Genomic DNA, 18,081 nt, shown 5'->3' with positions numbered 1-18,081 from the left:
CATTCCCCCGAAGGTCCGTTTCCCCGTCGCGGAACACCCCGTCCGCCGGTCCAAAACTCGTCCGCGCTGGCAGGTCTCCCGGCTTGCGGAGCAGGGTTTTTGGCCCTTCGATCCCCGCCTTCCCGACCCCCTGGGGGATTAGTGGCTTCGGGCATCTCTCCGGTCACGGTCGCGGGGGCGGCTGCAGTTTGGAGCCGAATCTTGTCGATTCGGACCCTATCGCATTCCCTCTTCGCCTGTCATAGGACAGGAACCAACGCCGGGCCACCATTTGCCCCCGGCCGCCTCTTGTCAAGCCGAAGGACCCTGTCAGATGACGCCTGAACCGGATACCCAAACGGCCGAGGAAACCGACGCCCGCCACGCCGCGAAAATGGCGAAAATCAAGGTCGCCCGCGACAAGATCATGGCGACCAAGAGCGGCGAGAAGGGCCTCATCATCGTCCACACCGGCGCCGGCAAGGGCAAGTCCTCCTCCGCCTTCGGCATGATCGTCCGCTGTGTCGCCCATGGCTTCCCCTGCGCGGTCGTGCAGTTCATCAAGGGCGCCTGGGACACCGGCGAGCGGCGCCTGCTCACCGGCCATTTCGGCGAGCTCTGCCAGTTCCATGCGATGGGCGAAGGTTTCACCTGGGAGACGCAGGACCGTGCCCGCGACATCGCCGCAGCACAGGCCGGCTGGGCGAAGGCCAAGGAACTGATAACAGATTCCAATCTGCGCATGGTCGTGCTCGACGAGATCAACATCGCGCTACGCTACGACTATCTCGACATCGCCGAGGTCGTCGAATTCCTGAAGACGCACAAGCCGCCGATGACGCATGTCGTGCTCACCGGGCGCAATGCCAAGGACGAGCTGATCGAGATCGCCGATCTCGTTACCGAGATGACGCTGGTGAAGCATCCCTTCCGCTCCGGCATCAAGGCGCAAGCCGGCGTCGAGTTCTGAGCACGGCCCCAGGTTCTGAAAACACCATGGCGCGCGCATTGATGATCCAGGGTGCCGGCTCGGACGTGGGCAAGTCGCTCATCGTCGCCGGCCTCGCCCGCGCCTTCACGCGGCGCGGCCTGCGCGTGCTGCCCTTCAAGCCGCAGAACATGTCGAACAACGCGGCCGTCACTGTCGACGGCGGCGAGATCGGTCGCGCGCAGGCGCTGCAGGCGCTGGCCGCCGGCGTCGAGCCGCACACCGACATGAACCCGGTGCTGCTGAAGCCCGAGAGCGATGTCGGCGCACAAATCATCGTCCAGGGAAAGCGCATCGCGACCGCGCGGGCGCGCGAATATGCGGCGATGAAACCGTCGCTGATGGGCGCGGTGCTGGAAAGTTTCGAGCGGCTGAAAGCGCGCGCCGATCTGGTGCTGGTCGAAGGCGCCGGCAGCCCGGCCGAGGTCAACCTGCGCAGGGCCGACATCGCCAATATGGGCTTTGCGCGCAAGGCCGACGTGCCCGTCGTGCTGGTCGGCGACATCGACCGCGGCGGCGTCATCGCCCAGCTCGTCGGCATCAAGACGGTGATCGACCCCGACGATGCCGCGATGATCCAGGGTTTCGTCATCAACAAGTTCCGCGGCGACCCCTCGCTGTTCGACGACGGCTACAAGCTGATCGAAGCCAAGACCGCGTGGCGCGGCCTTGGCGTGCTGCCCTGGTTCGCGCGCGCCCGCGAGCTGCCGGCCGAGGATGCGCTGGGGCTGAGCGACGCGCGAAAGCCCGGCCAATGCAAGATCGCCTGCCTCGCACTGTCGCGGATCGCCAATTTCGATGATCTCGATCCGTTGAAGCTCGAGCCTGGCGTCGATCTCGTGATGGTGCGGCCGGGCGAAGCTATCCCCGGCGACGTCCGCCTCGTCATCATCCCCGGCTCGAAGTCCACCCGCGGCGATCTCGCCTTCCTGCGCGCGCAGGGCTGGGACATCGATCTCCTGGCGCATCATCGCCGCGGCGGCCATGTGCTTGGCCTCTGCGGCGGCTATCAGATGCTCGGGCGCAGCGTCGCAGACCCCGATGGCATCGAAGGCCCTGCCGGCGACACGCCGGGCCTCGGACTTCTGGACGTCGCGACAATGATGAGCCCGCAGAAGACGCTGACGCGCGTCGCGGCCGTGCATGCCGCCACGGACCAGCCTATCGAGGCCTACGAAATCCACATCGGCCGCACCGACGGACCGGATCGCGCCCGCCCGTTTGCGAAACTGAACGGCGAGCCCGAAGGCGCGATCTCGCGCGATGGCCGCGTGCAAGGCAGCTATTTGCACGGCCTGTTCACGTCGGACGATTTCCGCAAGGCGTATCTCACAAAGCTCGACATTCCGGCAGGCGACGAGCCTTATCACAGCAGGGTCGAGAGCGCGCTCGACGCCCTCGCCGATCACATCGAACAACATCTCGACGTCGGCGGCCTGCTGGCGCTAGCGCGCTAGCGCCTCGGCAAGGCGCGTCCATTCGGCTTCGCTGCCGGGAAGCCCGAGGCGCAGCCATGCCGGCTGTTTCGCGAATACGCGCGACCAGATTTGGCTACGCGCCAGTTTCTCCTGCGCAGCAAGCGCATCAGGCGTCTCGTAGAGACGAAACAGCGGTGCACCACCAACGAGCCGCCAGCCTTGCGACTGCACGATGTCGTCGAGGCGGGCACAGTCGCGTGCGAGCCGCGCGGACGTGGCCTCGGCCCAGGCGTCGTCGCGCAAGGCGCGGCAGCCGATCGCGATCGCCGCTCCCGAGACCGGCCATGGCCCCGACATCGCCGCGAGCTTGGCGATGTCGGCCGCATGGCCGAGCGCAAACCCAAGCCGCAGGCCGGCAAGACCATAGAACTTGCCGAAGGAGCGCAGGATCAGCAGCCCAGGCCGATCCGCCTGGGTTGCGAGCGACAGCTGCGAGGCAGCATCGGCAAAGCTCTCGTCGATGACGAGACGGCCGACGCGCGGCAGCAGCGCCAGCAAATCCTGTGACGCAAAGCGCCGGCCATCGGGATTGTTGGGATTGACGACGACGGCGAGATCCGCACCTGCCAGCGCGTCGAGCTCGCCGACCTCCTGGACATCCCAACCCGCAAGCGACAAGACCCCGGCATATTCATTGTAGGTCGGCGCGAGGATGCGCGCGCGGCCGGCTGGCGCGAGTTGCGGAAGCAATTGAATGGCGGCCTGCGCACCGCCCATTGCGACGATCGGCGCGCTTGTGCCGTAAGCGTGCTGCGCGGCCTGATGCAGGCTCGCGATCTCCGCGCGCGACGGCAGCGCGTTCCATGCACGCGCGCTCACCTCGCCCACGGGATAAGGCAGGCGGTTGATCCCGGTCGACAGATCGATCCAGTCCTCCGCGCGCCCGCCAAAACGTTGCTGGGCCAGATCGAGATTTCCACCGTGCTCGCGCATGCCCCGTTCTTTCACGCGAAGGCCAGGATCGCAAGGATGCCGGCGAGCAGCAGCATGGCGCGGCGGTAGATCGTCAATCCCTGGCTGATGTCCGCGGCAAGCGGATCGCGCGCGCCTTCGTTGAGCCAGGGCTCATCGGTCGCGCTGCCGTGATAGATGCGGGGGCCGCTGAGCCGCACGCCAAGCGCCCCGGCCATGGCCGCCTCCGGCCAGCCGGCGTTGGGCGAGCGGTGACGGCGAGCATCGCGCGTCATGCACGACAGCGCCTCCGATCGCCGCGTCGCCAGCAGCACGAACAGAAAGCCCGTCAGGCGCGCCGGAATGAAGTTTGCGACGTCGTCGATGCGCGCGGCGGCCCAGCCAAAAGCTTCGTGGCGTTCGCTGCGATGACCGATCATGGAGTCCAGCGTGTTGATCGCCTTGTAGCCCAAAATGCCGGGCAGTCCGAACAGCGCACCCCAGAACACCGGCGCCACGATGCCGTCGGAGGCGTTCTCGGCGAGGCTCTCGATCGCCGCGCGCGCGATGCCGGCTTCGTCGAGGGTCGCGGGATCGCGTCCGACGATGCGCGAAACCGCTTCGCGCGCAGCGGTGATGTCGCCGGCCTGCAACGGCTTCGCGACGGCAGCGACATGATCATGGAGCGAGCGCAAGGCGACCAGCGGCCAGGCCAGCACACCCACGAGTATGATCTCCATCCATCCCCAGGGGAGCAAGGACTGAAGTACCCAGCCGATTGCGACCGAGATCGCAATCACCAGAAGCGCTCCGGCAACGCCCGCAGCACGGCGAAATGCCGGCGGATCGGAATCGCGATTCCAGGCGGCGTCGATGGCAGAGATCAGCCGGCCCAGCCAGGTCACGGGATGGCCGATCCGCGCGAACAGCCACGACGGCCAGCCCAGCAGGGCATCCACCGCCATCGCCACCGCCATCGCCACCGCCATCGCCACCGCCATCGCCATCGCCATCGCCATCGCCCCCGCAAAACCCACGCCCACCTCCTGTCCCGCCCCTGTTGCGCAAAGCACGGCCCGAGCGCAAGCCCCCGGCCGCCTGATTTCGGCTTTGTCTTTGGCCGCGATTGGTGATTAGTCAGGCCCACAGGAGACCTTTATGGCCGTCATCTTGATCACGGGCGGAGCACGATCGGGCAAGAGCACCCACGCGGAAAAGCGCGCGCGCAGTTTTCCGGGCCAGCCCATCTACATCGCGACGGCCGAGGCGCTCGATGCCGAAATGGAGGTGCGCATCGCCAAGCATCGAGCCAAGCGCGCGGCCGTCGACTGGATCGAGCGAGAGGTACCACTCGATCTCCTGCAGGCTCTGATCGAGACCGATGGCGCCGGACCAAGGCTGGTGGATTGCCTGACCTTGTGGCTCTCCAACATCATGCATGCGGGGCGTGACTGGGAACACGAACTCATGAAGCTCGCCGCTTTCATGGGCGGCCAGAAGAGCCCCGTCATTTTCGTCACCAACGAGGTCGGCCTCGGTATCGTGCCCGACAACGCGCTGGCGCGCAGCTATCGCGACGCCGCCGGAATCATGAACCAGGTCATCGCGGCGGTTTCCGACGAAGTCGAGTTCGTCGTCGCCGGCCTGCCGATGAAACTGAAATGATGCCGCGCGCCGAGCTTTTCAAAGAGATTATCGCCGATCTCAGGATGGCGGCATCGTTCGTGACGATCCTCCCCGTCGCATCGTCGAAGTCCGCGGCTGACGGCGCCATCGCGCGATCGACCTGGGCACTCCCCGTCGCGGGACTGATGGTCGGCCTCGCGGGCGCCTTGGTCTACAAGGTCTCCAGCCGGTTCGGACTGACACCGAACCTCGCCGCCCTGCTCACGCTGGCCGCGACCGCGCTCATCACCGGTGCGCTGCATGAGGATGGCCTTGCCGATACCGCCGACGGGCTCGGCGGCGGCCGGACGCGCGAGCGCAAGCTCGAGATCATGCGCGACAGCCGGATCGGAACCTATGGCGTCTGCGCGCTGATCCTGTCGTTCGGTCTGCGCTGGAGCGCGCTCGCGGCGATCGCCAATCCCTGGGCCGTCGCGCTCGCGCTGTGCGCCGCGCACACTGCTGCCCGCGCGGGCGTGCCGGCTTTCATGTCGCTGGTCCCGCCGGCACGATCTGATGGACTGTCGGCAAGCGCGGGATCGCCGCCGGGCCGCAGCGTCGCCATCGCTTTCGCTGTCGGAACGCTCGCCCTCGCCATCGCGCTCGGGCCTGGCAAGGCGCTGGTCAGCCTGATCCTGCTGTCCCTCGCCGGCTTGGTGCTGGCGCGGCTTGCCATCCGCCAGATCGGCGGGCAGACCGGCGACATCCTCGGCGCATTCGAGCAGACCGGCGAGATTCTCATTCTGCTGGTGGCGGCATCCTTCCGGATGGGAGGCTGATCCCATGGTCGAGTTCGACGACACCTTCCGTCAACATTTGCGCGAGCTGTTCGTGTGGCGCCGCGATGTGCGCCGCTTCCGCGCCGATCCGCTGCCGGCCGGCGCCATCGATCGCCTGATCGAGACCGCCTGTCTCTCACCCTCGGTCGGCCTGAGCCAGCCCTGGCGCTTCGTTGTCGTTGAAGATGCCGCACGACGCCGCGACGTGATCGACGACTTCAGGGCATGCAACGCCGATGCGCTGAACTGTTACTCCGGCGAACGCGCCGCGCGCTATGCCACACTAAAACTGTCCGGTCTCGAACAGGCGCCCGGTCACCTCGCCGTGTTCGCGGACAAGGCGAGCGACATCGGCCACGGCCTCGGCCGCGCGACCATGCCGGAGACGACGGAATATTCCGTGGTCGCCGCGATCACCGCGATGTGGCTCGCCGCGCGCGCCGATGGCATCGGCATCGGCTGGGTGTCGATCCTCAATCCGGAGCGCGTTCACACCACTCTCGACGTGCCTGAGACCTGGAAATTCATCGCCTATCTCTGCATCGGCTATCCGGAAGTCGAATGCGACCAGCCGGAGCTCGAGCAGGCGAAATGGGAACACCGGCGCGGCGCGGAGGAATTCACGCTGCGGCGTTGAGGCCGCGAGTTCGTCATGCCCGGGCTTGTCCCGGGCATCCACGTCCTGGTTTCTCTGTCGAAAAACGTGGATGGCCGGGACAAGCCCGGCCATGACGGAGAGAGAAGCAATCGCGCTACGACCTGCTCTTGCCGGCGGCAGCCGCCACCGGCGCGGGGCTCTCCTGCTTCTGGAACATCAACAACGGCCGGAAGATGACGCGGCCATAGGCCTCGTAATGGTTCTGGGTCGAGACGGCCATCTTCAGCGGCGTCGCGTAATTCGCCTCGAACGTCATGAACGACGCATAGGTCCATGAGAAGCCGACGCCGACCGAAGCGAGCTCGGTAACCCCCGGGAATGTCGAATAGACCGCACCCCAGTCGGTGAAGATGTAGGTGTCGAACCCCTTGAGCCACGACGACCAATTGTAGTGCAGCTCGGCGTTGAAATAATAGCCGCTGTCGCCGGATGCGGAGTTGGAGGGATAGCCGCGCACGGTGGTGGGACCGCCGATCGAGAAGATCTGGTCGCCCGGCAGCAGCTTCTCCTGCGTGTACTGCCAGCTGGCCAGCACGTTGGCGCTGAAATTCTGAGGCCCCGCCGCGCTGGTCGCGATCAGCGAGCCGGTATAGGTGTTGAACGCGCGGTTGTTGCCGAGCACATAATCATGCCAGGTGATGTAGTTCACCGCCGGCGAGACCGTGATCGAATAGGTGTTGCCGGAATTGGTCACCGAGAGCCCGGCGGTGGCCTTGTCGTAATGGTCGTCGGTCACGGAGACCGTGGCGAAGCGGCTGACCGTCTTGCCCTCGGTCTCGGCGGCGTTGAGCAATATCAGCCAGTTCTGCGTCACCCAGACCGGCTGGCTGAAATTGACCGCGGCCTGGCTCGAGCGTCCGGTGACGTCGAGCGCGACGAACGGTCCCTGGATGATCTTGATCTTGCCTTCGGTATAGCTGACGCCGACGCGGCCACCCCAGGGATTGACCGGAATGCTGTAGGCGGCGTTGCCGTTGAGATTGCCGTCGGCGCGGACGCCGTAGAAGGTCAGGCGGTCGTCGACGCCGAACAGGCCGTGGCGCTTGTAGAAGGCTCCGCCCTCCCAGCGCCCGGTGTTCTCCGCGCCCTGGTTGTCGGTGAAGAGTTGCAAGGTGTCGACCGGCGGCTCGATCACGGCGAACTGGAGATCGGTCAGGCCAAAACTCGTGCCAGGCTGGAGCAGCGCCTTGATCTGCACGTCGTTGGTCCGGTTGAACCAGATCACGTCGCGATTGAGCTTTGGAACGTCGAGGACCTCGCCTTCGGGCTCCTTCACACGCTGAAGGATGTAATCCGTGCGGGTCTGCTTGTTGCCCTCGATGGTCGTCTTCTGCAGCCGGCCTTCGGTCAGCTTGACGCGGACGATGCCGCCCTTGGCGTCCTGGTCCGGCAGCGTCGCGATGCCCGTGACGATGCCGCGCTCGGTGTAGATAGCGTTGATGTCGGCAACGAGCTGCAATAGCGCGGCGATGTCGACGTTCTTGCCGACATATTTCTTCGCGATCTCGTCCAGCTCTGCCGGCGTGATGAACTTGGACGCGTCGAACTCGACCTTGCGCAGGCGGAATTTCGGCCCACCCGGCTTCAGCAGCCCAGACTTCTCCCGCTCGCCGCCGATCACCGCGGGACCGGTGAGCTTGGGCGGCGCGCTCTGCTGTTCGAGCTGGCGGCGCTGCCGGTCGACGTCGTTCTGGATCACGCCGGGATTGATCGAGGGCACTTGCGCGCGCGAAGGGGCGATGCAGCAAGCTGCAAGCCCCACCCCCAACGCTGCCCCCCAAATCCGCATCCCGAATCTCGTTACCATGCCTGTGCGAGACGGCCAACGGACGGCTTCGCCGTCTCGACCGCCGCATCCTTCCAGCCCGGGCGACCCACGCGCTGCCCCTGACGGCGCAGCTTGCGCAGGTCGCTCAGTCCCTCGATGTTGACGGCAGGACCGGAGCCGATGGTCTCGACCGGACGCGGCGTCAGCAGCGCATCGAGCCGCGCCTGGCCGGAGAGCCCGAGCAGATAGAACGTCCCGCCATCCTTCTTCGCGAGCCAGGTCTCGATGCTCTCCTTACCCTCGCCGTCGACCGGGATGTTGCGCACCATGCTGGCGCCGGTGAAGTCGTAGCAGCAGGTGTGCGTCGGCCCGTAATTGGTGACGCTCGCCGAGACGTCGCCGGTGTAGAACACCACATAGGCGTTGCTGACATTGGCGTTGCCGATCTGGCTCATCGTGAACACGCCGCCCGGCTGGTAGAGCTGGAGCGTCGGCCCGTTGATCGGCGCCAGCGTGCGGTTGTTCAGGAGCACCTGCTGGGTCGCCGTGGTGAGCATGAGCTGGCCCGGCACATAGCCGTTCAGGATCGTGACCGCGTGCGCATCGGTCCAGAAGTTCGCGTCTACCACCCTGAACTGGTTGACGATGATGCTGTCCGGATCGATCGAGATGTTGGCGGACTTCGCAACGCCGCCGTTATAGCCGGTGATGTTCATGATCAGCGGGACCGCCGGATTCGAACGGATCTGCTCGCCCCTGACGTTGATCGTGTCTGCCGCAAGGTCGAGCTCCCGGACGACGCTGACCCAGTTGATCGTCAGGTCACCCGACGACGTCATCTTGACGATGTCGCCACTGATCCGGTCGAACGAGACCGATCCGGCCACATCGAAACGCGTCTCGCCGTTGGCGGTGATCGATCCGCCGCGGAGCGAGCCCGTGTCGGACTTGACGTAGAGGTCGCCGGCATCGCCCGGGATACCGGTCGTGGTGAGCTGGCTGAAGACGATATCGTTGACGGCATGCAGGGTCTGCGTGCCGCCGCTGATGGCGGTGCCAACGGTGATCCCTCCGGCCGTCGCGGTGACGTCGAGCGTGCCGCCCGCGCTAAGATTATCCCAACGAACGACGGTGCCGCTCAGGACTGCGTTGCCGGTCGTGGCCGTGAGGTTATGACCGGTGTTGGTCCCCGCCGCGATCAGCCTCGCCGAGTCATTGGCGGAGACCGAGCCCAGCGTTGGCACGCCGCCCGACATCACTGTTTGCGCCAGGATGAAACCGTTATCCGCATTGACGTTGATGCTGCCGGCGTCGCCGTTGATGCCCGTCGCCGTCAGCGCGTTGAAGGTGACGTTGTCGTGGGCGTGAATGGTCTGCGTGCCGCCGCTCTGCGCCGTCTGGAACGTGATGCTGCCCTGGCTTGAAGTCACGCCCAGCGTCGTGCCGACATTGAGGACATTCCAGTTGACCGGACCGCTCGCGGTCAGCAGGCCCCAGCCGGTCGTGGCGGCGAGCGTGTTGCCGGTGATGGTCGTGGCGGCAAGCAGCGTCGCCGAGCCGTTGGCCGAGACCGAGCCCTGGCTCGTCACGCCGCCGGACGTCACCGTCTGCGCCAGGATGAAGCCGTTGTCGGCGGTGACGTTGATGCTGCCGGCATCGCCGGTGATGCCGGTCGTCGTCAGCGCATTGAACTTCACATTGTCATGGGCGCGGATGGTCTGCGTGCCGCCGCTCTGCGCGGTCTGGAAGGTGATGCTGCCCTGGCTTGCCGTAGCGCCCAGCGTCGTCCCGACGTTGAGCGTGTTCCAGTCGATCGGGCCGGTCGCGGTCAGCACGGCCAAGCCGGTCGTGGTGGCGAGCGTGTTGCCGGTGATGGTCGTGGCCGCAAGCAGCGTCGCCGAGCCGTGGGCCGAGACCGAGCCCAGCGTGGTCACGCCGCCCGACGTCACCGTCTGCGCCAGGATGAAGCCGTTGTCGGCGGTGACGTCAATGTTGCCGGCGTCGCCGGCATTTCCGATCGTCGTCAGCGACTTGAACGTCACGTTCTGGGTCGCGTGGACCGTCTGCGAGCCGCTGCTGTCGGCGGTCCCGATGACGATGCTGCCGTTGTTCGCGACGGCACTGAAGCTGCCGCTCGCGCCGGTCGCCGTGCCCGCCAGCACCTGGTCGAGCGTCAGCGCGCCGGTGCCGATGATGTCCACGTTGCCCCTCACCGCGGAGAGCAGGCTCGCCTCGGTGTCGGTCAGCGCCTTCAGGTAGATGCCCCCGGCGCTCGCGCTCGCCGACAATTGTACGGCGTTGAGGGCGAGCCGGCTCGTGGCACTTCCGATACCGTTCGATGCACTCAGCGACAGCTCGGCGCCCGCGCCGGATGCGACGAACTTGGTCTGGCCGTCGCCATTGTCGATGATCGCGCCCAGCGAGGCGACGCCGCCGGCGGTGACGATGATCGAGGGTGCGTTCGAGGCCGCCGCATAGGACAGCGACGAATTCAGCTGGCCGATCGTCGCATCGCCCGTGGTGGTCACCGAGATCAGGCCGGCCGCGTTGATGGCCGAATAGGCGCCCATCGTCAGCGTCGCGGCAACCAGGGTGACGCCGTCCGAGCTGCTGGTCGCAACCACCGGCGCAGCGCTGGTGCCGGCCGCGAAGGTCATGCCGCGGTTGGCGAGCAGCTGCATCAGGCCGCCGCTGGTGATGTCGGCATTGACGGTGAGCCCGCCGCGCGCTGCGTTGAGGGTCAGCGCGCCGCCGGCCGTCAGCGTCCCATAGGTGCCGTTCGTGCCGACCATGAGATCGCCGGTGACGGCGAGGATGCTGAGGTCGCCGACCGCTGAGCCGGTCACCGCGCCGGAGATATTCACCTGCAGCGGCTGGAAGGTCGAGCCGTTGAAGCCGATATTGCCGCCGGCGCGCAGATCGAGGTCGGCGCCCAGGATGTGGATCGCCGTACGGTCCGTGAAGCCGGCTTCGGCATAGATGCTGCCGGTCGCGGCGAGCTGGATCGCATTGCCGGCGGCGATGTTGCCGAGAATGAGATCGCCGGTGGTCTGCTTCAGGTAGATGCCCTGCGCCGACGAGACCTGGTCGAGCTGATCGTTGGACGGATCCGCGAATGCGATCTGAAGCGCGTTCGTATTGTTCGCGGGGTTGCTTCCAGCGCTCCCCGAGGGGGCACCGACATTGCCGTGCTCGGCGATCAGGGTCAGGTTGCCGATATCACCTGATATCACGGCCCCGCTTGCGTTGGCGGAGATGCTGTTCACGGCGTCGAGCTTGACGTCGCCGCGGCCGGTCACCTCGATGCCGTTAGCCTGCGCCCCTCCGATCGGGCCGTAATTGGCGGTGACGCCGCCGAGCGCGAGGCTGTTCTTGCTGCCGAGATAGATATTCGTCAGTGCCTTGGCCGAGATCGCGATCGGGTTGTCGACGACGACGAGGTTCTGCTGCGACAGGCTGACCGTATAGGTCGTGACATGGGTCGTCGGGTCCGTGACCGCGCCGACGGTGAGCTGGCCGGGACCGGCGGTGGCGAGCAATCCCCTCTGCTCCGGCGTCAGCGACGAGGAATCGACGCTGGTGAAGGTGAACGTCTGGGGCGCTGCCGAATTGCCGACCGAGCCGCGCGGCGCGTAGAGCATGATCTGGTTGGCGCTGACATTGGCGACGACGTTCTCGTCGATCGGCGGCGGCGCCGCGCCGACGGCCGACGACGACACCGTGTAGGCGAGCGGGCTCTGCGTCCACTGCGAGCCCGCGGTGATGATGCTGTAGACCCGCTCGGTCGATGCGAGCGTGTAGCTGTAATTCACATTATAGGCGCCAAGCGCCGTCTGCAGCGCCGTATTGCTCGGCATGCGCTGATTGGCTGTCGCCACGCCGTCGAACAACTTGGTGAACAGGGTCGACGACAGCGAGCTGCCGAACACGGTCCCCAGCGGATCTGTGGGCGCGCTGCCCAGCAACGTCGTCAGCGAGGTCTTGAGCTCGTCGGTGGTGATCTTGCCGAGCAGGAACTGGTCCCTCAGGAACCGCGTCGTGGCCTCGGTCTTCATCTGCGTCGTCGTGACGTTCGCGGGATCGATGCCGAGCTTGGCAGCCACCTGCGCCCGCAGCACCGTCTGCCCCACCGAGGTCGGGTTGTAGGTGCTGCCGTTCGGGAAGGCGATGTTCTTGAGCTGGAAGTAGTCGTTGTAGGCCGACGTCACCATCGACTGGTAGCTGTTGACGGCGTTGGTGGCGGCATTGCCGCTGAGCAGGTCGAGGCTCGCCTGAACGTCCTGAAGATGCTGGCTCTGCGCCTGGGTCAGACCAACCGCCGCCCGGCCGTTCAGGATGTTGGCCGGGTTGTTGTCGGAGCCCGCCGCCTCAAGGAAGACCGGGCCACCGGCCGACTGGACCGTGCCGAGGCGCAAATCGCCCTTGGACTGGATGATGTAGGTGCCGGTGGCCGAGGCGCTGTCGAGAACACCGCCGTCGACGCTGCCGTTGGCCTGAACCGTCCCCGTCGCCTGGATCACCAGCGGATTGATGTTGGTCAGGGTGGACGCGCCGTTGACGACGGCGCTCGTCGCACCGATCGCACCGGAGGTGGAGTTGATCTCGATGTTCTTGCCGATCACGACGGGATTGGCGACGTTGTAGGCGGACGCCGAGTTGATGTCGCCGGTCGCCGAGAGGAAGACGCTGCCCTGCGGCGTCGCGCCTGCCGAGTTCACCTTCACCTGGTTGATCGACAGCGCGCCGATGGCCGAGATCGCGATGTCGCGGTCGATCGAGCTCGCGGTCAGGCTGCCGCCATAGAGCTGCACCTGGACGGGCGCCTTGGTGGTGCCGAGCGTGCCGATACCGCCGTCCCCCCGAAGCGTCACGCTCGTCCCCGAGATCACCGGGTTGTTGGCATTGGCGGCGACCGTGATGGACGAGTTGGCGCCGGTGGCGGCAAGCGTCGTCGTGCCCTGCTGGTTGTTGATCGACCCGTTGATGACGATGCCCGAGGTCGAATTGACCACGACGTCGCTGCTACTGCCGCCGATGAACTTGATGTTGATCGGGTTCGACGCCTTGACCGTGTTGGTCAGCGTGAGCGTCAGGTGATCATAGATCGCCTGGTACCAGTTGTACTGGGCGTCCGCGCCGCAGCACGCGTTGGAATGGGTGTTGAGTCCAACGGGGCTCCCATCCGGGTTCACGCCTCCCGCCCAGTGATAGCTGCCTGTGGCGGTGGTGACTTTCTGATAGTTGCTGCTCTGCGTGCCTGAAACCAGGTTGGTCGAGCGGGTCCAGTTCTCGCCGGTGACCTGATTGGGCGTGAAGCTCCAGCCGTAGTCGAACTGCGTGCTGGTGGGTAGACGATCCAGCGTCGCGGTGTCGACCCATTGATAGAGCATGTTCTCCTGCGTCCGGTACTGGACGCCCGCCGTACCGGTCCTGGCCGTAAGCATCGACGGGTCGATCGCGGCCGCAGTGACACTGTTGGTCTCGTACCGCGACACCTGCTGACTGCTTGCAGCCTTGGGATCGTAAACCCACCACGTCGTCTTCCCCTTGAGCTGGTCGACGATCTCGACCACGCTCTGGGCAGTGACGCTGGTATTGATGGTGTTGGTGACCAGCTGGAGCCCGCTGGTGTTGTTGACGGTGACCGTGCCGGCGCCGCCTTTGATCTCGATGTTACCCTGGGTCTGGGTGCTGTCGGTCGAGGTCGAGATGATCTTGCCGTTGAGGTAGACGTAGCCGCCGGCGCCCTGCGCCACGCCATTCAGGATGAGCTGGTCGGTGAGAGCGTTGTACCTGACCCCGATCTTGGCGTCGCCGCTGGCCGACGCCGTCACGGAGCCCGAGATGTCGTAATAGACGCCGTTCCGCGCATTGGCCTGGGCCGCGGCAAAATCCGCGCCGCCGTTGCGGTTCTTGAGGCCGTTGCTGCCGTAGATGGCATCGTACGCCGCGGCGCCGATGTCGACCGAGTAATTGCTGCTCGAGCCGGCCTGGATGGTGCCGTTGATGTTGATCACCGACGCCGAGATGATGACCGCCTGGCCGCTGATGGTCCGGGTGGCAGTCGCGGTGGCCGGCGCGTCCGCGGTCTTCGGCGTGATCGCATCCGGCTGGATGTTGATCACCTGGAAGAAGCCCGAGCTGTCGCAGGCTGACGCACAGTTGAACGGCGTCTTGTACGGACCGCTATCGGTGTAGACGTTGCGGCCGTCATAAGTCGTTTTCTTCCACTGCGCGAGCACGACATTGGACGAGTCCTGCGACTGCCCCTCGATGATCTTGAGGGTCGCGATGTCAGGCACGCTGCCGGCATCGGGAGTGCTGGTGTTCCCAGGCGTACCCCTGCCCACCGGCAGGAAGATCGATGAATAGAGCGAGGTGCCGTCGTAATACGTCATCAGCATGCGCGCGGTGAAGATCGTGCTGGCGTCGGCGTTGCCGACGGGTTGATACACGCCGTGGCTGCCGTCGGTGCAGCAGTAATAGAAATAGGGGTGATCGGTTCCCGAAGCGATATGCGGAGCGGTATAGTAGTCGCCGTAGGCGCCGAGATAGGTCGCCGCCGTCATCACCGCGGTCAGCGTGTCTTCCGGCCTGTTTTCAGTGGTGGCCCATTGCGAGGTGACCGCGCTGCCGCTGTCGTAGAAGCTCCCGATACCGCCGAGGAAGGTGAAGGTGCCTTTGGGCACCACGATCTGGACGGTCGCGGCACTGAGCGACTGCGATGCGACGACGCTGCCGAGATTGTTGATGATCTTGAGCAGGCCGTTCGCGTTGTTGACGGCGCCGTTGAAATAGATGTCGGGCGTGCGGGTCAGCACGTTGCCGTTCTGGTCGATACCCTGGCCGGAGTCCGGATCCAGGCGGTTGTAGGTGGCGGAGACGTCGATGACCGGCGAGGCGCTCGGCATCGCGGTGAAAGTCACGTTGGAGTGCGAATCCGGGTCGACATGGTCGATCTGGCGGTAAGTGATGTTTCCTCCGGTCACATCGGCGACCGTGAGATTGCCCAGGCTCATGAAGTCGAGACCCTTGTTCTCGATCTTGATCAAGGGCGAGCTGCGCGCGATGACCGCGGGCGCGGCAGGATTCGTGCCGCTGTTGCCGGTGAGCTTCTGCGCCAGGATCGAGACGTTGCCGGCGGACACCAGGATGTCGCCGAACGCGAAGGCGTTGCCGGGCGCGTCGGAGGTGAACGGCGCCTGCTTGATCAGCGTGTCGATCTGGCGCTGGATGTCGCCGGTCGGATCGGTGCCGGACGGCGACATGCTCGCGGGCGACGTGGGCGTCGCCGCCGCGAGCTGCGAGCGGACCTGCGCCGCGGTCAGGCCGGTCAGCGTCGCCAGCTGGTTGACCACCAGCTGGTAGGGATTGAAGTTGCCGACGACGGCATACTGGACCGTCTGGTGGTTCCAGCTCATCACCGGGCTGAAATGATTGACGTCGGGGACGAGCTCGAGGACCGACGAAGAGCCGTTTGTCAGCAGGGTATACGGACTGGTCGTGCTCAGTGTCGGCGCGGCCGCACCGAGCTCGATCGTGATCGTCACATCGTTGTTGACGCCGGCCACCACCGTGCCATTGAGCGCGACATCGCCGGTTCCGCTGGTGTGGCTGTGATTGTCGCTGTTCTTGGCGCTGAAGATGTCCAGATACGGATTGTAGTTGCTGCCGTTGCCGGCCGCCGTGACCTGCCCTTGCGTTGCGCCCAGATAGATGTCGCGCGCGCCGAGGATGCTCGACGTGGGGGCCAGCGTCAGGCTCGTGGTGTCGTCGGCATTGGCCGTGCCGCGATAAAGCGTGGAGATCGGAACGGCGGTGTTGTTGTAGACCACCGTCGTCGCCGTCGCCTGCACGCTGCTGAAGACGGTGCCGTCGCCGGCGAGGCCCGCGTAGATGGTGATGTCGCGCCAGGCCGCGATCTTTGCGTTGTCGCCGACATTGACGGACTGGTTGGCGTGGACCCAGCTGTTGGTGCTGGCGCCGACGCCCGCGATCGCGCCGTAGAGGCTGGCATTGGCGTTGTTCGCCGCCGCCATCTTCGCGGCCGTGCCGATATAGATCTTGCCCACGCTGAACAGCTCGCGGGCATTGATGTTGACCGCGAGCGTGGCGTTCGCCGTCATGTTGGATTCGGCGCCGCCGCCGGCGAAGAAGCTGGCCGTGGCGAGGCTCGCCGTATCGTTGGTGTTCAGCGTGTTGTAGGCCTCGATATTGATGAACGCCGCCGACGTCCGCGGATCGCCGTTGAGGCTCAGGACCGTGCCAGCCCCGATATTGGTGTTGACGTGCTGGGTGACGGTCGAGGTGCTGAGTGCAGCGGCACCCGAGAACGAGCCGCCGGAGCCCGACCGCGCGCCGCCGCCGCCCTGGTTGACGATGTCGTTGGCGATGACGACCATGTTGCCGCCCGCCGAATTGATGATCAGGTGCGTTCCGATCTCGGCAGTGGTGGTCGAGTCGACGTCGTTCTGCGCCTTGCCGGCGGAGACACCGGCCGTCGAGGCCTGGTAGGCGTCGCCGCTGGCGGCGTAATTCGTGGTGTGCTTGGCATTGATCCGGAGGCCACCGAAATAGAGCGTGTCGTCCGTCGTGCCGCCGTCGAACCGTGCGTTGGTCACGGCGGTCGAGCTGGTCGTCGCGACCGCCGCCGCGCCGGCATAGGTGCCGCCCGCGCCAACCGTCGCGTTGGAGACGTTGGTATCCGTACCGGTGGCCGTGATCCGGAGGATGCCCGTGTAATTGCCGTGATTGAGATTATCCATATCGGCGGGCGCACCCAGATAGGCATAGGTGTGCGCGTTCGACGACGTTTGCGCGACCGTCGCACCGAGCGCCAGGAAGCCGCTCGAAAGGCCCGTCCCCTCGGCGTATTGGGCGCTGTCGTTCTCGGCCGCGATGGTGACGTCGGCGTTGGGAAGCCGGATCCCCGTCCCGCCATAGGCGCTCACCGTCGCGTTCTCGGACGCCACGGCAAGGCTGCCCTGTGCGCCGATCAGCGAGCCGCCGCCGCCGGCGAGCGCCTTGGCCCACGTCGTGGTGCCGACGGTCGGAACCAGCGCCATGGCGGTTACCGCGAGCGCACCGCCCGAGAAGCTGACGTTGTCGCCGACATCGGCCGTCACCGTGGCGCCGACCGTGGACTTGGCGATGGCGACGCCGACGGCACCGCCACCGACCGAGACGCCGATTGCCTCGCTCGACAGGTTGGGCGCGATCGACGCCGACACCAGCGTGCGGACGCCGGCCGCCGACGTCGTGATCGAGGCACTGCTACCGATCTCCGCCAACACGGACGAGTTCTCGTGGGCCTCCGCATCCGCACCGACGCCCGCGACGATGCCGCCGCCAAGTGCTGTGGACGTCGTGGTCAAGGTGCCGGCGCCGCTTGCTCCAACTGCCAGAGTCGTGACGTTGACGGTGGAGCCGTTCAGAACCCTCGCAGCGACCGAGCTCGTTCGGCTTGCCGACGCGACCGAAGCGCCGACGGCCACGGCGCCGCCGGTGACGCCGCCGGTGAAGACCACCTGGGTCGTCGAATCCTGCGCCATGACCGCGGCGCCAGTGCCGGTGCCGCCCGTGCCGGTGATCTGGCCGCCAAGCATCGCCACCACGGAGTTGCTGACATTGCCGACCGCGACAGCCGCATCGGCGCCGAAGTAAAGCGCCGCACCGCCGGCGATCGCCTCGGTGTCGATGGTCTTGCCGGCATAAGGTCCGGTGGTCGCGTCCTTGACCACCGCCGCAACGGTGACAATCGGTGCCGAGACGGCCAAAGGCGTATCTGCGGCCACCAGCACGCCGGAGCCGTTGCGTCCGTAGTCACTCAGTGTCTGTTCCAAAACATGTTGAGTCGAATGAATCGGTTGTGATTC

General features: G+C 66.0%; 8 protein-coding genes, 1 pseudogene and 1 riboswitch. Of the genes and pseudogenes, 5 read left to right on the top strand and 4 right to left on the bottom strand.

Annotation, left to right across the window (positions count from 1 at the left end; genetic code table 11):
* Window positions 1–51: 51 nt before the first annotated feature.
* Window positions 52–273: riboswitch (cobalamin riboswitch) on the bottom strand.
* A 40-nt stretch (window positions 274–313) separates the two neighbouring features.
* Both cobO and HAP41_RS19355 read left to right on the top strand, forming a co-directional pair.
* Window positions 314–949, top strand: coding sequence for a cob(I)yrinic acid a,c-diamide adenosyltransferase (cobO, locus tag HAP41_RS19360; protein WP_166097924.1), 636 nt, complete (start codon window positions 314–316; stop codon window positions 947–949).
* A 26-nt stretch (window positions 950–975) separates the two neighbouring features.
* The gene (locus HAP41_RS19355) at window positions 976–2,424 is read left to right on the top strand and encodes a cobyric acid synthase (RefSeq protein WP_166097936.1); all 1,449 of its coding nucleotides are present in this window, start codon (window positions 976–978) and stop codon (window positions 2,422–2,424) included.
* Here HAP41_RS19355 and cobD read toward each other — a convergent pair.
* Together cobD and cbiB are read right to left on the bottom strand one after the other, a co-directional pair.
* Window positions 2,413–3,378, bottom strand: a complete 966-nt coding sequence (cobD, locus tag HAP41_RS19350; RefSeq protein WP_166097941.1) for a threonine-phosphate decarboxylase CobD — start codon at window positions 3,376–3,378, stop codon at window positions 2,413–2,415. The two genes, HAP41_RS19355 and cobD, sit on opposite strands and share 12 nt — an antisense overlap.
* Before the next feature lie 11 nt (window positions 3,379–3,389).
* Window positions 3,390–4,313: an adenosylcobinamide-phosphate synthase CbiB gene (gene cbiB, locus HAP41_RS19345; protein WP_175618456.1), complete on the bottom strand. Its 924-nt coding sequence runs from the start codon at window positions 4,311–4,313 to the stop codon at window positions 3,390–3,392.
* 181 nt (window positions 4,314–4,494) lie between these two features.
* Here cbiB and cobU point away from each other — a divergent pair, with 181 nt between their 5' ends.
* From cobU to bluB, 3 genes are read left to right on the top strand one after another with little or no spacing between them, the layout of a single operon-like run.
* Window positions 4,495–5,001: a bifunctional adenosylcobinamide kinase/adenosylcobinamide-phosphate guanylyltransferase gene (cobU, locus tag HAP41_RS19340; protein WP_166097946.1), complete on the top strand. Its 507-nt coding sequence runs from the start codon at window positions 4,495–4,497 to the stop codon at window positions 4,999–5,001.
* Complete coding sequence (gene cobS / locus HAP41_RS19335) at window positions 4,998–5,780, top strand: adenosylcobinamide-GDP ribazoletransferase (RefSeq protein ID WP_166097959.1); 783 nt, start codon at window positions 4,998–5,000, stop codon at window positions 5,778–5,780. The genes cobU and cobS overlap by 4 nt, the downstream gene beginning before the upstream one ends.
* Before the next feature lie 4 nt (window positions 5,781–5,784).
* Window positions 5,785–6,417 carry a 5,6-dimethylbenzimidazole synthase gene (gene bluB, locus HAP41_RS19330; RefSeq protein WP_071915467.1) on the top strand — a complete coding sequence of 211 codons (633 nt, stop codon included), beginning with the start codon at window positions 5,785–5,787 and terminating at the stop codon, window positions 6,415–6,417.
* Window positions 6,418–6,532: 115 nt separating this feature from the next.
* Here bluB and HAP41_RS19325 read toward each other — a convergent pair whose 3' ends face one another.
* Window positions 6,533–8,227 carry a ShlB/FhaC/HecB family hemolysin secretion/activation protein gene (locus HAP41_RS19325; protein WP_166097967.1) on the bottom strand — a complete coding sequence of 565 codons (1,695 nt, stop codon included), beginning with the start codon at window positions 8,225–8,227 and terminating at the stop codon, window positions 6,533–6,535.
* 11 nt (window positions 8,228–8,238) lie between these two features.
* Window positions 8,239–18,036: pseudogene (locus HAP41_RS19320) on the bottom strand (beta strand repeat-containing protein); the annotation flags it as partial.
* Between the last annotated feature and the right edge of the window lie 45 nt (window positions 18,037–18,081).

Source organism: Bradyrhizobium barranii subsp. apii (assembly GCF_011516635.5).
In the GTDB taxonomy this organism is placed as follows: Bacteria; Pseudomonadota; Alphaproteobacteria; order Rhizobiales; family Xanthobacteraceae; genus Bradyrhizobium; species Bradyrhizobium barranii.
The sequence above is the reverse complement of the archived record's forward strand: the minus strand, read 5'-3'. Positions and strand labels throughout refer to the sequence as shown.

Bases quoted from the DNA above. Each gene is read 5' to 3' on its own strand.
- cobO (WP_166097924.1), top strand. From the start codon at position 314: ATGACGCCTGAACCGGATACCCAAACGGCCGAGGAAACCGACGCCCGC.
- HAP41_RS19355 (WP_166097936.1), top strand. From the start codon at position 976: ATGGCGCGCGCATTGATGATCCAGGGTGCCGGCTCGGACGTGGGCAAG.
- cobD (WP_166097941.1), bottom strand. From the start codon at position 3,378: ATGCGCGAGCACGGTGGAAATCTCGATCTGGCCCAGCAACGTTTTGGC.
- cbiB (WP_175618456.1), bottom strand. From the start codon at position 4,313: ATGGCGGTGGCGATGGCGGTGGATGCCCTGCTGGGCTGGCCGTCGTGG.
- cobU (WP_166097946.1), top strand. From the start codon at position 4,495: ATGGCCGTCATCTTGATCACGGGCGGAGCACGATCGGGCAAGAGCACC.
- cobS (WP_166097959.1), top strand. From the start codon at position 4,998: ATGATGCCGCGCGCCGAGCTTTTCAAAGAGATTATCGCCGATCTCAGG.
- bluB (WP_071915467.1), top strand. From the start codon at position 5,785: ATGGTCGAGTTCGACGACACCTTCCGTCAACATTTGCGCGAGCTGTTC.
- HAP41_RS19325 (WP_166097967.1), bottom strand. From the start codon at position 8,227: ATGCGGATTTGGGGGGCAGCGTTGGGGGTGGGGCTTGCAGCTTGCTGC.